Annotated in this window: 14 protein-coding genes; all 14 read left to right on the top strand. The window is 43.2% G+C overall.

Annotation, left to right across the window (positions count from 1 at the left end):
* The first annotated feature begins 85 nt into the window (after positions 1 to 85).
* The 14 genes from spoVG (at position 86) to BV455_RS08465 (ending at position 13834) form a co-directional block, all read left to right on the top strand.
* On the top strand, positions 86 to 376 hold the full coding sequence (spoVG, locus tag BV455_RS08530; protein WP_003247437.1) for a septation regulator SpoVG: 291 nt from the start codon (positions 86 to 88) through the stop codon (positions 374 to 376).
* A 142-nt stretch (positions 377 to 518) separates the two neighbouring features.
* Positions 519 to 1898 carry a bifunctional UDP-N-acetylglucosamine diphosphorylase/glucosamine-1-phosphate N-acetyltransferase GlmU gene (gene glmU, locus BV455_RS08525; RefSeq protein WP_017434474.1) on the top strand — a complete coding sequence of 460 codons (1380 nt, stop codon included), beginning with the start codon at positions 519 to 521 and terminating at the stop codon, positions 1896 to 1898.
* Positions 1899 to 1911: 13 nt separating this feature from the next.
* The gene (locus tag BV455_RS08520; RefSeq protein ID WP_017434475.1) at positions 1912 to 2859 is read left to right on the top strand and encodes a ribose-phosphate diphosphokinase; all 948 of its coding nucleotides are present in this window, start codon (positions 1912 to 1914) and stop codon (positions 2857 to 2859) included.
* An 80-nt stretch (positions 2860 to 2939) separates the two neighbouring features.
* On the top strand, positions 2940 to 3572 hold the full coding sequence (locus tag BV455_RS08515) for a 50S ribosomal protein L25/general stress protein Ctc (RefSeq protein ID WP_017434476.1): 633 nt from the start codon (positions 2940 to 2942) through the stop codon (positions 3570 to 3572).
* A gap of 66 nt (positions 3573 to 3638) precedes the next feature.
* Positions 3639 to 4199, top strand: coding sequence for an aminoacyl-tRNA hydrolase (gene pth / locus BV455_RS08510; RefSeq protein WP_017434477.1), 561 nt, complete (start codon positions 3639 to 3641; stop codon positions 4197 to 4199).
* A gap of 65 nt (positions 4200 to 4264) precedes the next feature.
* Entirely contained in the window at positions 4265 to 4495 is a 231-nt protein-coding gene (locus BV455_RS08505; protein WP_017434478.1) for an anti-sigma-F factor Fin, read from the top strand.
* Between the two features lie 145 nt (positions 4496 to 4640).
* Positions 4641 to 8174 (top strand): transcription-repair coupling factor, encoded by a 3534-nt coding sequence (gene mfd / locus BV455_RS08500; RefSeq protein WP_042410411.1) that lies wholly within the window; start codon positions 4641 to 4643, stop codon positions 8172 to 8174.
* 197 nt (positions 8175 to 8371) lie between these two features.
* Complete coding sequence (gene spoVT / locus BV455_RS08495) at positions 8372 to 8908, top strand: stage V sporulation protein T (RefSeq protein ID WP_017434480.1); 537 nt, start codon at positions 8372 to 8374, stop codon at positions 8906 to 8908.
* A gap of 122 nt (positions 8909 to 9030) precedes the next feature.
* A complete protein-coding gene (locus BV455_RS08490) occupies positions 9031 to 10614 on the top strand; it encodes a putative polysaccharide biosynthesis protein (RefSeq protein ID WP_042410406.1) in 1584 nt (527 codons plus the stop codon).
* A gap of 6 nt (positions 10615 to 10620) precedes the next feature.
* On the top strand, positions 10621 to 12087 hold the full coding sequence (gene yabN, locus BV455_RS08485; RefSeq protein ID WP_042410404.1) for a bifunctional methyltransferase/pyrophosphohydrolase YabN: 1467 nt from the start codon (positions 10621 to 10623) through the stop codon (positions 12085 to 12087).
* A gap of 16 nt (positions 12088 to 12103) precedes the next feature.
* Positions 12104 to 12388: an RNA-binding S4 domain-containing protein gene (locus BV455_RS08480; protein WP_042410401.1), complete on the top strand. Its 285-nt coding sequence runs from the start codon at positions 12104 to 12106 to the stop codon at positions 12386 to 12388.
* Between the two features lie 120 nt (positions 12389 to 12508).
* The gene (gene yabP, locus BV455_RS08475) at positions 12509 to 12814 is read left to right on the top strand and encodes a sporulation protein YabP (RefSeq protein ID WP_003247459.1); all 306 of its coding nucleotides are present in this window, start codon (positions 12509 to 12511) and stop codon (positions 12812 to 12814) included.
* Positions 12811 to 13443: a spore cortex biosynthesis protein YabQ gene (gene yabQ / locus BV455_RS08470; RefSeq protein WP_017434484.1), complete on the top strand. Its 633-nt coding sequence runs from the start codon at positions 12811 to 12813 to the stop codon at positions 13441 to 13443. The genes yabP and yabQ overlap by 4 nt, the downstream gene beginning before the upstream one ends.
* Positions 13444 to 13462: 19 nt before the next feature.
* The gene (locus tag BV455_RS08465; RefSeq protein ID WP_042410399.1) at positions 13463 to 13834 is read left to right on the top strand and encodes an FtsB family cell division protein; all 372 of its coding nucleotides are present in this window, start codon (positions 13463 to 13465) and stop codon (positions 13832 to 13834) included.
* The last annotated feature ends 38 nt before the right edge of the window (positions 13835 to 13872 follow it).

Raw genomic sequence — 13872 nt, 5'->3', positions numbered from 1 at the left:
AATTTTCAAAAAAAAAGAAGGAAATAGAGAAAATACGTGGAATAAAAATAATCAAGTCTGATATAGGGAAAAGGTGGTGAGCATAATGGAAGTTACTGACGTAAGATTACGCCGCGTAAATACCGAAGGACGTATGAAAGCGATTGCCTCGATCACACTGGATAACGAATTCGTTGTCCATGATATCCGCGTCATCGATGGCAATAACGGATTGTTTGTCGCAATGCCAAGCAAGCGTACTCCAGATGGAGAATTTCGCGACATTGCACATCCGATTAACTCAGCCACGCGCGGAAAAATTCAAGAGGCAATATTAGCTGAGTATCATCGCTTAGGTAAGTTGGAAGAGGAACTTGAAGAAGCTGGTGCTTCATAAAAATACGAGAAAGGGCCTGTGCCAAATGGACAGGCTCTTTTTTTTTTGCCTTATTCTAGAAAAATCAATGATTCCTTGAAATACACTATTAATTGAGATATATTCAATTATGGATAAAAAGGTAAAATTGGAGGCCTTATATATGGTAAAACGATATGCGGTCATATTGGCGGCTGGACAGGGAACCAGGATGAAATCGAAACAATATAAAGTATTGCACCCTGTTTGCGGCAAGCCAATGGTTCAGCATGTAGTGGACCAAGTTTCGCAGCTGGGAATAGAAAAGCTTATTACCATTGTCGGTTTTGGGGCGGAACAAGTAAAACAGCAGCTTGGCGACCAAAGCGAATATGCCCTTCAGCAAGAGCAATTAGGAACGGCGCACGCAGTGATGCAAGCAGCCCCTTATTTACGGGAAAAAGATGGAGTAACGCTCGTTGTATGCGGGGATACACCGTTAATTACTGCTGAAACGATGCAAGCTTTGCTTCATCATCATCTTGCGACAAAGGCAAAAGCAACGATTTTGACAGCAGTCGCAGATAACCCTGCCGGATATGGTCGCATTGTTCGCGATTCTCATGGAAATGTTGAAAAAATTGTCGAACATAAAGATGCAAGCGAACAAGAACGCGCCATCAAAGAAATTAACACAGGGACATATTGCTTTGATAACAAGTCTTTATTTGAAGCGCTTACACATGTATCAAACAATAATGTACAAGGTGAATATTATTTAACAGATGTCATTGAAATTCTAAAATCAAATGGCAGTATCATTTCCGCGTACAAAGCTCCATCTTTTGAAGAGACGATTGGGGTAAACGACCGCGTTGCCCTCGCCGAAGCAGAAAGAATTATGCGCGAGCGGATTTGTCGCAAACATATGATGAACGGGGTAACGATTATTGATCCTGCTCATACGTATATATCGGTTGAGGCGCAAATCGGCCGTGACACCGTAATTTATCCGGGAACGGTCATTGAAGGAAAAACAGTAATCGGTGAAGATTGTACGATTGGACCAAACTCGGAAATCAAAGATTGTTTGATTGGAAATGGCACAACGATTCGTCATTCCGTTGCCCATGACAGCGAAATTGGGAACGATGTCACGATTGGACCGTTTGCTCATATTCGCCCATTGTCGAAAATCGATGATGAGGTCCGCATCGGAAATTTTGTCGAGGTGAAAAAATCGACGTTTGGCAAAGGAAGCAAAGCGTCGCATTTAAGCTATATCGGCGATGCGGAAGTCGGCGCCAACGTCAATCTTGGCTGCGGATCCATTACCGTAAACTATGATGGAAAAAATAAATATATGACAAAAATTGAAGATGGGGCGTTTATTGGCTGTAATGCCAATTTAATTGCTCCTGTGACGATTGGAAAAGGCGCTTATGTTGCGGCTGGCTCCACCATTACCGAGGATGTTCCTGGAAATGCATTATCGATTGCCCGTGCGCGGCAAGTAAATAAAGAAAACTACGTCGACCGTCTGTCGATCAAGAAAAATTCTTAGTGGAGGTCTATCAATGTCTGAGTGTTATCACAACCTAAAATTATTTGCGTTAAATTCAAACATGAAGTTGGCAGAAGAAATTGCGGAAATTATGGAAATTGAATTAGGCAAATGTTCTGTCTCCCGTTTCAGCGATGGGGAAATTCAAATTAACATTGAGGAAAGCATCCGGGGTGATGATGTTTTCGTTCTTCAATCGACAAGCGTCCCGGTCAATGAGCATTTAATGGAATTATTAATTATGATCGATGCATTAAAACGCGCCTCGGCACGAACGATTAATATTGTGATGCCGTATTACGGGTATGCCCGTCAAGACCGAAAAGCGCGCTCCCGTGAACCGATCACGGCGAAGCTGGTAGCCAATCTTTTGGAAACAGCAGGAGCTTCGCGCGTCATTACGCTTGATTTGCACGCGCCGCAAATTCAAGGATTTTTTGATATTCCAATCGACCACTTGATGGGAGTTCCGATTTTAGCTGACTATTTTAAAGGCAAAAATCTCGATGATATCGTCGTTGTTTCTCCAGACCACGGCGGTGTGACACGGGCAAGAAAACTTGCCGACCGTTTAAAAGCGCCGATTGCCATCATTGATAAGCGCCGACCAAAGCCAAATGTGGCGGAAGTCATGAATATCGTTGGACAAGTAGCAGGGAAAACTGCTATTTTAATTGATGATATTATTGATACGGCCGGAACGATTACATTGGCCGCCAACGCCTTGGTCGCAAGCGGAGCGAAAGAAGTGTACGCGTGCTGTACGCATCCGGTGCTGTCCGGTCCGGCAATTGAACGCATTCAAAATTCACAAATTAAAGAACTGGTTGTTACCAATACAATTGCGTTGCCAGAAGAAAAGAAAATTGATAAAATTGTAGAGCTGTCAGTTGCACCGCTGATTGCGGAGGCCATTACACGCGTATATGAAATGAAGTCTGTCAGCGTATTGTTTGATTAATGGAAAAACATGTTTAGACCTTCTTGTTTTAGGATAAAGTATCAATAGATTCTAATTCTAATTCAGGAAGGTGAGGAAACATGGCTATAGTACTAGAAGCAAAAGAACGCACGGACAAAAAACATTCCACACTTCGACGCATTCGTTTACAAGGAAACATTCCTGGAATATTGTATGGGAAAAATGTTGATAATAAAATGATTTTTGTCAGTGGTGCAGAACTGGAAAAAACGATTCGTGAAGGTGGACGCCATAGCTTAATGACGCTGAAAATAGGCGGAAAAGATTATTCCGTCCTGATGCGCGAGATCCAAAGAGATCCGCTGCGCGGCAATATTCTTCACGTTGATTTCCAAGCAGTAGATATGTCGACAGAAGTAGATATTGATGTTGATGTGCGCTTGATCGGCGAAGCTGCCGGAGTAAAAGACGGCGGCGTATTGCAGCAAAATCTGCATCAATTATCGATTCGCGTATTGCCGGCGAATATTCCGTCGTCGATTGATATTGACATCTCGCACCTTCAAGTAGGCGATGTGATTACGGTAGGAGATGTAAAAACAGACGGAAAATATGAAATTAATCATGAGCCTTCTGAAGTGATTGCGACCATCTTGCCTCCGCAACAAGAAGAGGAAATCCATAGCGGTGAACAGCAAGAACCTGGTCATCCTGATGCAGAAGAGGGAAGAGAAACGACTCCAGAGTCGTAAATTTAGGACGTAACCGTTTTCGGTTACGTCTTTTGTAGTATCATCGTAAAGAGAGGAGACCGAGTATTGAAGTTATTTGTCGGCCTTGGGAATCCAGGAAAAGAATACGAACAAACGAGGCATAACGTTGGCTTTATGGTCATGGATGAACTGGCAAAACGATGGAATATTTCTTTTCAAACAACCAAGTTTCGCGGCATGATGGCATCTGCCATTATTTCTGGAGAAAAAGTAGCATTATGCAAACCGTTGACATATATGAATTTATCAGGGGAATGTGTTCGACCGTTAATGGATTACTATGGTATTGATGTCGATGATGTCATTGTCGTATACGATGACCTTGACCTTCCACCTGGAAAAATTCGCTTGCGCATGAAAGGAAGCGCCGGCGGACATAATGGCATTAAATCACTGATTTATCATTTAGGCACCCAAGAATTTAAACGGATTCGCATCGGTATTGGGCGCCCGGCAAACGGGCAAAAGGTAACCGATTATGTGTTAGGCCGTTTTGCGAAAGAAGAAAGTGACGCGGTAATGGAAGCGATTTTACGTTCGGCTGATGCGTGTGAAAAAGCGGTGACGACGCCGTTTCTGCAAGTGATGAATGAATTTAACAAATGAATATTTTCCTCCTAATCGGTGCAAAATGAAAGTATGGAATACGCCCTTTAGGAGGTTTGTTGGCAATGGCATTGCATTATTATTGTCGGCATTGTGGAACGAAAGTAGGGACGATTGATCAAGTTTCCATATATAGTGAACAATTAGGGTTTCATCATTTGACAGAGGAAGAACGTTTAGAGATGATTTCGTATCAGCCGAACGGTGATATTCATGTAAAAACAATTTGCGAAGATTGCCAAGAGGCATTGACAAGAAATCCAGAGTTACATCAGTATGAGAAGTTTATCCATTAACGGGGCTTTGGGCAACCAAAGCATTTTTGTATTTTTTTTCTTATAAATATATCCATATACGGTTATATATGGAATAAAACGATCGGTTTGTATACAAATATAACAACAGAGAAATACAATGATATTGAGAGGAGGGAGAATAGGGGTGCTTTCGTTGCATCGCTATTTAGCTGAAAATCAAGATGTTCGTTCCATTATCGAAGGCGTAAAAGTGGGATTGAAAGAACAGCTCGTTGCCGGGTTATCCGGGTCGGCCCGGTCTGTTTTTGTTTCGACATTATACAAGGAAACGAATAGACCGATTCTACTCGTTACCCATAATTTGTTTCACGCGCAAAAAATGTATGACGACCTTGTTCAATTGCTCGGAACCGAAGAGGTGTTTTTATATCCGGTCAATGAGGTTATTGCCGCTGAAATGGCGATCGCCAGTCCGGAGTTAAGGGCGCAGCGTTTAGAAGTGATGAATTATTGGGCGAAACGGCAACAAGGCATCGTTATTTGTCCAGTTGCTGGATTGCGTCGGTTGCTTCCTCCTGCATCGTTATGGAGGGATCATCTATTCACATTCACGGTTGGCCAAGATATCGATATTGACCATTATAAACAACAGTTCGTACAAATGGGATATAAACGTGTAGCGACGGTATCGGCCCCTGGGGAATTTAGCATTCGCGGCGGCATTATTGATATTTATCCGTTAACTACTGAATTTCCGTATCGGATTGAGCTGTTTGATACGGAAATTGAATCGATACGTACATTCACCGCGGATGATCAGCGTTCCCGTGATGAAGTACAACAAGTAACCATCGGACCTGCTGATGAAATGATTGTTTATGGAGAGGCGCTAGAGCGGGGAATCGAACGAATCGAAGCAGGGTTAGCGGAAAGTCTCAACAAATTAAAAGATGAGAAGGCCAAACAATTATTGCTAGAACATATATCAGGAGAACTTGAGCAATTAAAACAAGGACAAGAAATTGAACAACAATATAAATATATGGCGCTCTTCTACAAAGAGCCTGCTAGTTTGCTAGACTATCTTCCGGAAAATGGCATATTGCTGATGGATGAGATGAGCAGATTACAAGAGGCGGCTGAAAGCTTAGATAAAGAAGAGGCAGAATGGTACACCAGCTTGCTTGGTAATGGAAAAATAATCCATGATGTGCCAATTTCTCACTCATTTTCGGAATTGTTGCAAAAACATCGCAAACAGCGGATTTATTTGTCCTTATTTTTACGGCATGTCCCGCATACCCATCCAGAAAATATTGTCAATATTTCCTGCAAACAAATGCAGAATTTCCACGGGCAAATGTCGTTGCTGAAATCCGAGCTAGAAAGATGGAAAAAAGCCAACTATGCGGTAGTTTTTTTGGCGCCGAACGCAGAGCGGATGAAAAAGCTGCAATCCGTTTTGGAAGACTATGAAATCGATGTTGCCCCGTTAAGCAAGGACGCGATGCTGATGCACGGCAAATATCAGATGATCGAAGGCGACTTAAATACAGGGTTTGAGCTGCCGATGCAAAAGCTTGCTGTGATTACGGAAGAAGAATTGTTTAAAAAACGGGCAAAAAGACTGATTCGCCGTCCAAAATTATCGAATGCGGAGCGGATTAAAAGTTACTCGGAACTGCAAGTTGGCGATTACGTTGTCCATGTCAACCACGGTATCGGTAAATATTTAGGAATCGAAACATTAGAGATTAACGGTGTGCATAAAGATTATATCCATATTCAATACCAAGGCAGCGATACGTTATATGTGCCGGTCGATCAAATTGATCAAGTGCAAAAATACGTAGGCTCTGAAGGGAAAGAGCCGAAGATTTACAAATTAGGCGGCTCCGAATGGAAAAAGGTGAAAAAGAAAGTCGAGTCGTCCGTCCAAGATATCGCTGAAGATTTAATTAAGCTGTACGCTGAACGGGAAGCAAGCAAAGGATACGCGTTTTCCCCGGATACAGAAATGCAGCGGGAATTTGAAGCGGCGTTTCCGTACCAGGAAACGGAAGATCAGCTTCGTTCGATTGAAGAAATCAAGCGCGATATGGAAAGCGACAAGCCGATGGATCGCCTTCTTTGCGGCGACGTTGGCTACGGAAAGACGGAAGTAGCGCTGCGGGCCGCGTTTAAAGCGATTATGGACGGCAAACAAGTCGCATTTCTCGTACCGACGACAATTTTAGCACAGCAGCATTACGAAACGGTGCGCGAGCGATTTCAAGGGTTCCCAATTAACGTCGGACTGTTAAACCGCTTTCGCACTAGAAAACAGCAAGCGGAAACGATTAAAGGGCTAAAAGAAGGAACCATTGATATGGTCATTGGCACACACCGCCTATTATCCAAAGATGTTCAGTTTAAAGATTTAGGGCTTCTCATTATTGACGAAGAGCAGCGATTTGGCGTTACCCATAAAGAAAAAATCAAGCAGATGAAGGCTAATATTGATGTGCTGACATTAACGGCAACGCCGATCCCAAGAACTTTGCATATGTCGATGATCGGAGTGCGCGACCTGTCGATTATTGAAACGCCGCCGGAAAATCGCTTTCCGGTGCAAACGTATGTGATGGAATATACCCCTGAACTCGTAAAGGAAGCGATTGAACGGGAGCTGGCTAGAGACGGACAAGTGTTTTTCTTGTACAACCATATTGAAGATATTGATAGGAAGGCGGAAGAAATTTCACAGCTTGTGCCGGAAGCGCGTGTAACCTATGTGCACGGGCGCATGTCAGAAAACGAGTTGGAATCCACGATGTTGGCGTTTTTAGAAGGACAGTACGATGTACTGGTGACGACGACGATTATTGAAACAGGCGTGGACATTCCAAACGTCAATACGTTGATTGTCTACGACGCTGATCGCATGGGGCTGTCGCAATTGTATCAGCTGCGCGGGCGTGTCGGTCGCTCCAACCGCGTTGCGTACGCATATTTCACATACCGAAAAGATAAAGTGCTCAATGAAGCGGCAGAGAAGCGGCTTCAGGCAATTAAAGAATTTACCGAACTTGGATCAGGGTTTAAAATTGCAATGCGCGACTTATCGATTCGCGGTGCTGGCAATATATTAGGGGCGGAACAACACGGATTTATCGATTCGGTTGGATTTGATTTATATTCGCAAATGCTCAAAGAAGCCATCGAGAAACGAAAAGGCATCAAACGGGAAGAAGAAAAACAGGAAGTGACGATCGACTTGGAAATCGACGCGTACATTCCAGATACGTATATTTCCGATGGGTTGCAAAAAATCGATATGTACAAGCGGTTTAAAGCGGTGGAAACGATGGAAGACGTGGAAGCGCTGCGTGAGGAAATGGTGGACCGCTTCGGCGATTATCCAGATGAAGTCGCTTACTTGTTCCAAGTAGCGGAAGTGAAAGTGTTCGCTAAACAAATCGGTGTCGAATCCATTAAGCAGCAAAAGCAGCAAGTAGAAATTTTATTTGCTGAACATGCATCAAAAAATGTCGAAATACAGCGCCTATCCAAAATTGGCGGGCAATACGGACGCTTGTTTGGCTTTGGTATGGAAGGGGCTAAATTAAAAATTGTGTTATATATTAAAGATTTCAAGCCGCAAGAGTGGCTGATGATTTTATACGAAACGTTAAAGGAGCTTTCCTGTGTCAAAGATGAAAAATCGATTATTGCTTAAATCAAACAATGTTTATGTTTAAAAAAGCTCGGCGATAATGTAGGATGGGTAATTTTATCTAAAATTCAAAAAATCACTTTCATCGCGTATATAACTTGGATTATGAAGGATACTAATCACAGCAATGGTGAATTCCCCATAACAAGGATTCATCGGAGTATTCTTCAAATCCTAGATGAAAGTGAGGGTATCTGCAGATGAAAGCAACGGGTATAGTTCGTCGAATTGATGATTTAGGAAGGGTTGTCATACCGAAAGAAATTCGAAGAACCTTGCGCATTCGTGAAGGAGATCCACTCGAAATATTTGTTGACCGCGATGGTGAAGTCATTTTAAAAAAATACTCGCCGATTAGTGAATTAGGCGATTTTGCGAAAGAATATGCCGAAGCGCTATTTGACAGTTTAGGACAGCCAGTATTGATTTGTGACCGCGATGTTTTCATCGCTGTTGCGGGTGTGTCGAAAAAAGAATATTTAAATAAAAATGTCAGCTCATTAGTGGAAAAGGTGATGGAAGAGCGCAATTCCGTACTTCATACGGAAGAGGGAGAAGCCGAGCTCGTCGATGGAGTTACAGAAAAGTTAAAGTCGTATACGATTGGCCCGATTGTGGCCAACGGCGATCCGATCGGAGCTGTCATCATTTTATCCAAAGAAAAAGAGCTTGGCGAAGTGGAACATAAAGCAGTGGAAACAGCCGCCAGTTTTTTGGCACGGCAAATGGAACAGTAACAGCTGTAGCAACAAAGGATCGACAAGAAAAGGTAGCGTGCTATGCTACCTTTTTCTTTTGCGCTATAATAGCAATCGTTACTGGATTTTTATGAAGCTATGCGCGCGGAAGGAGAAACACAATGAAACTGCAAGAAGGGAGCATATGGAGAGGGACGGTCGTTTTAACGATCGCTGCCTTTGTAACAAAACTATTGAGCGCTGTTTATCGCGTCCCGTATCAAAATATCGTCGGAGACGTCGGTTTTTATATTTACCAGCAAGTGTATCCGATTTACGGCATTGCTATGTCGCTTTCATTGTATGGATATCCGGTTGTCATTTCCAAACTGATCGCAGAGCGGATAGCAGAGCGCGACCAAAACGGAATTACCTCCGTTTTGCAAATTTCGTTTTTGTTTTTATGTATGCTCGGCCTGCTTATTTTTACCAGCCTTTATATAGGGGCAAAACAGCTTGCGATATGGATGGGCGACGGCCAGCTCGCCCCGCTCATTCGCCTTCTTTCTTTTTCGTTCCTGCTATTTCCATTTATTGCATTGATGCGCGGCTATTTTCAAGGGCATAACCATATGATGCCGACTGCGGTTTCCCAAGTTGGCGAACAGCTTGTCCGTGTGTCTGCCATCCTTTTTTTGTCGTATTCGTTGATAACAAGCGGATATGACGTCTATGCAGGTGGAACGGCGGCGATGACCGGCACATTGGCGGGAATGGTGACTGCACTTCTTTTATTGACAGCGTTTTGGATAAGAAGGGAAAATAGAGGAAGAATACATATCAAAATAAAGAGTGCGGAAGCAAGGAGCATTATATCGTATTTATTTGTCAAAGGAGTTATTATTTGCGTTACCAATATGGTGTTGACGCTTATTCCATTAGTAGACTCGTTTTTATTATTGTCTTTGCTTGGCGAACGAGGCGGAGAGGGCATGGAACACGCCAAACTGTTAAAAGGAATATACGACCGCGGCCAGCCTCTTATTCAGCTCGGCACGGTAGTAGCGACTTCTTTCTCGCTAGCGCTTGTTCCGCTTATTTCCGGTGCGAAAAAACATCGCAGCGATCAATTTCTTTGTGAAAAAACCGATTTGTCGCTGCGCGTCGCATTGGTAATCGGATTAGGCGCTTCTTTAGGATTGATTTGTCTCATTCGCCCAATTAATATCATGCTGTTTGAAAACGATCTCGGTTCGTTTTCTCTGGCAATTTTAACAGCTTCTGTTTTCTTTACGACATTAGCGCTTACGATTTCGGCGCTATTGCAAGGAATGGGATATGAATGGATTGCCGTAGCGGGTGTATTTGTAGCGGTGGCAACGAAAAGCGTTTTGAATTATCTTTTGGTTCCTGCGCTTGGGATGATTGGCGCCGCCATTGCGACAACGGGGTCTTATGCGGCAATGGCTTGCTTTTTATACATCGCATTGCGAAAAAAACTGCCTTTTTACGCCCCCCAAAAAAACTATATATATTCCGTTGTGAAAGCGGCCGCAGCGATGGCAGTTGTATTGCGACTGTATGCATTGCTCGTCGAAACGTGGGATGACAGCCGTCTGTTCGCCGTCGGCGAAGCGCTAGGCGGCGTTTTGCTTGGGGCTGTTACGTATCTTGCCATAGTGATCAAAGAACATGTATTTTCTGAACAAGAATTATCTCTTCTTCCGTTGGGAAACAAACTGCGTTTATTATTAGGAAATAGGTGATGAGAGATGAATACGATTTATATTTTTGGATTAGGCGCTGGGGATATCGAACAGTTGCCGTTAGGGGTATACCGCAAGTTAAAAGCCGCTTCTCCGCTTTTTTTGCGGACAAAGGAGCATCCTGTTGTCAAGGAATTGCAGGAAGAGGGAATCACGTTTACCTCCTTTGACTTTATTTACGAAAAACATGAACAATTTACAGAGGTGTATCAGGAAATTGCAGCAGTTTTATTGGAACAAGCGAAAAAAGGCGACATCTTTTATGCTGTTCCTGGCCATCCGCTGGTAGCGGAAAAAACGGTGCAGCTTTTATTAGAAGCCGAACGCCGCAATGAATGCCGCGTTGTCATTGAGGGCGGGCAAAGCTTTCTCGATGCGCTGTTTACCACATTAAAAATCGATCCCATTGAAGGATTTCAGCTGATGGATGCTACCTCATTTCAAGGGGACGAATGGCCATTAACAAAGCATACGATTTTTTGTCAAGTATATGATTCGTTTATCGCATCGGACGTGAAATTGACGTTAATGGAACAGCTTCCCGACGATTATCCCGTCTATATCGTAACGGCAGCGGGAAGCAAAGAGGAGAGGGTAACGAAAGTTCCACTATATGAGCTGGACCGTGTGGCGACATTGAACAATTTAACGAGCGTATATGTTCCTCCTGTCCGTGACGAGAAACTGCTTTATCACCGTTTTGAAACATTGCGGCGCGTCATCGCGACATTAAGAGGACCGAACGGCTGCCCGTGGGACCGTAAACAAACCCATGCCTCGCTAAAACGATATTTGCTCGAAGAAACATATGAACTGTTTGAGGCGATCGATGATCATGACGATGATCATATGATCGAAGAGCTTGGCGATGTGCTGCTGCAGGTGATGCTCCATGCGCAAATCGGCGAAGATGAAGGGATGTTTTCCATTGATGATGTCATCCGCGGAATTACGGAGAAGATGATTCGCCGCCATCCGCACGTATTCGGCAACGTTACGGTGGAAAGCGCCGAACAGGTCGTGGAAAATTGGCAGCGCATTAAAGAAAAGGAAAAAGAAACGAATGATGAGCCCGTTTCGCTGCTTGCAGATGTTCCAAAGAGTCTGCCGGGTACGTTAAAAGCGTATGAGTTGCAGAAAAAAGCGGCAAAAGTAGGGTTTGATTGGGATGATGTCGAGCCGATGTGGGAGAAAGTTGCCGAAGAAATAGCTGAATTTCAGCAAGAGGCGGCAAAACTACATGATCGTTCCCGGCTTATCAGCGAGTTTGGCGATATTTTATTTGCGCTCATTAATGTCGCCCGCTACTACGACATTAATCCAGAGGAAGCGCTGCATATAGTCAACCAAAAGTTTTATCGGCGGTTTTCTTATATAGAGGAGCAGGCGAGAAAAAGCGGCAGGGCGATCACATCATTTCCCCTTGCCGAACTGGACCGCTTTTGGGAAGAAGCAAAAGAAAAAGGATTGTAAAAGGGAGAGATAAGGTATGCGTTTAGATAAATTTTTAAAAGTTTCCCGTCTCATTAAACGCCGTACGCTGGCAAAAGAAGTAGCCGATCAAGGGCGGATTACGATTAACGGCGCCGTGGCGAAGGCGAGTTCGACGGTAAAAATAGGGGATGAATTGACGATTCAATTTGGGCAAAAACGGCTGACAGTAAGGGTGATTGATTTAAAAGAAACAACCAAAAAAGACGAGGCGGCCCATTTATATGAAGTAATCCGCGAAGAACGAATTGCTCCGAAAATAGAGGATGATGAAGAAATCTAATTTATGCATATAGGCTTGTTCTAAAATGGCTCCCGCATTCATACATATGGTACCAACATTAGGTTAGGAAAGAATGTTTCTGTCTTAGACTTGATTTTAATAGGAATGCGGGGGATGAAAATGAGCCAACATTATGATTTTGGTGGAAATACAAATAAAGGTCCTGTCCAAGAACACGATGTGATTATGCGGGGAAGACGTCTCCTTGATATCACCGGGGTCAAACAGGTGGAAAGCTTTGATAATGAGGAATTTTTGCTAGAAACGGTAATGGGATTTTTATCGATCCGCGGGCAAAATTTGCAAATGAAAAATTTAGATGTCGATAAAGGGGTCGTTTCGATTAAAGGAAGAATCTTCGATCTCGTTTATTTAGACGACCATCAGGAGAAGGCTAAAGGATTCTTTAGCAAGTTGTTCAAATGAGCTTAACAACACAGTTGGCGACCATGCTCGCGATGATTGGAATGGGAGGCTGGCTTGGCGCCGCATTGGATACGTATAATCGCTTTTTGCAGCGACAGGATCGCGCCCATTGGATTGTGTTTATCAATGACATTTTATTTTGGATCGTTCAAGGTTTAATCATTTTCTATGTGTTACTGCTCGTCAATCAAGGCGAGCTGCGCTTTTATATTTTCTTGGCGATTTTATGCGGTTATGCCGCTTATCAAAGTTTGTTTCGCACGATCTATTTAAAAGTGCTAGAATGGCTGATTTGGTTTGCAACAAGACTGTACCAATTTTTCATCCAGCTGTGCCGTTATCTCCTCATTCGCCCGGTTCAGTTCTTCTTTCAAATGTTATTGGTTCTCATACTGTTTATATGGAAAGCGCTTCTTTCTTTGCTTCGCCTATTTCTGCGTATGTTGTATCAATGTACAAAGCTGTTGTTTGCTCCGTTTCGCTGGACGGGCTTGATCATTTGGAAGATCACTCCGCCAAGTTGGAAAAGGATAAGCACAAAAATTTTTGCCTATCTAACAGGAATTATTCGCCAGGTGAAGAATATGAAAGATAGGATTAGAACGTGGATATCAAAATGGCAAAAATAAAAGCAGAGGTGCAGAAATAATGAGTGTACCGCACAAAACGAATGTAACAAAATTAAAATCTTCATACATATCAGCGCAGGAGGAGAAAAAGCAGAAAGCGTCAAGAAGACGGCGGATTGCCGTCGTCCGCTTTACTTTTTTGGGGATTGTACTGGCGCTAGTTTCTTCGGCATTTGTTTATACGATGCAATCTCAAGCAAAGGATATTGAAGCAAAACAAGCCAGCAAAAAGCAGCTTGAACAAAAGTTAGACAAGCTGGAAAAACAGCAGAAACAGCTGAAGGAGGAAATTAAAAAGCTGCACGACGATGAATATATCGCGGAGCTGGCGCGCAAAAAATACTATTTATCCAAAGATGGGGAGATTATTTTCGTCACCCCAGAAAAGTAATTTTTGCAAAAGTATTAACTTAAGTCTTGGGATGGAGT

This window comes from Parageobacillus caldoxylosilyticus (assembly GCF_019272935.1).
Lineage (GTDB): Bacteria > Bacillota > Bacilli > Bacillales > Anoxybacillaceae > Saccharococcus > Saccharococcus caldoxylosilyticus.
The sequence above is the reverse complement of the archived record's forward strand: the minus strand, read 5'-3'. Positions and strand labels throughout refer to the sequence as shown.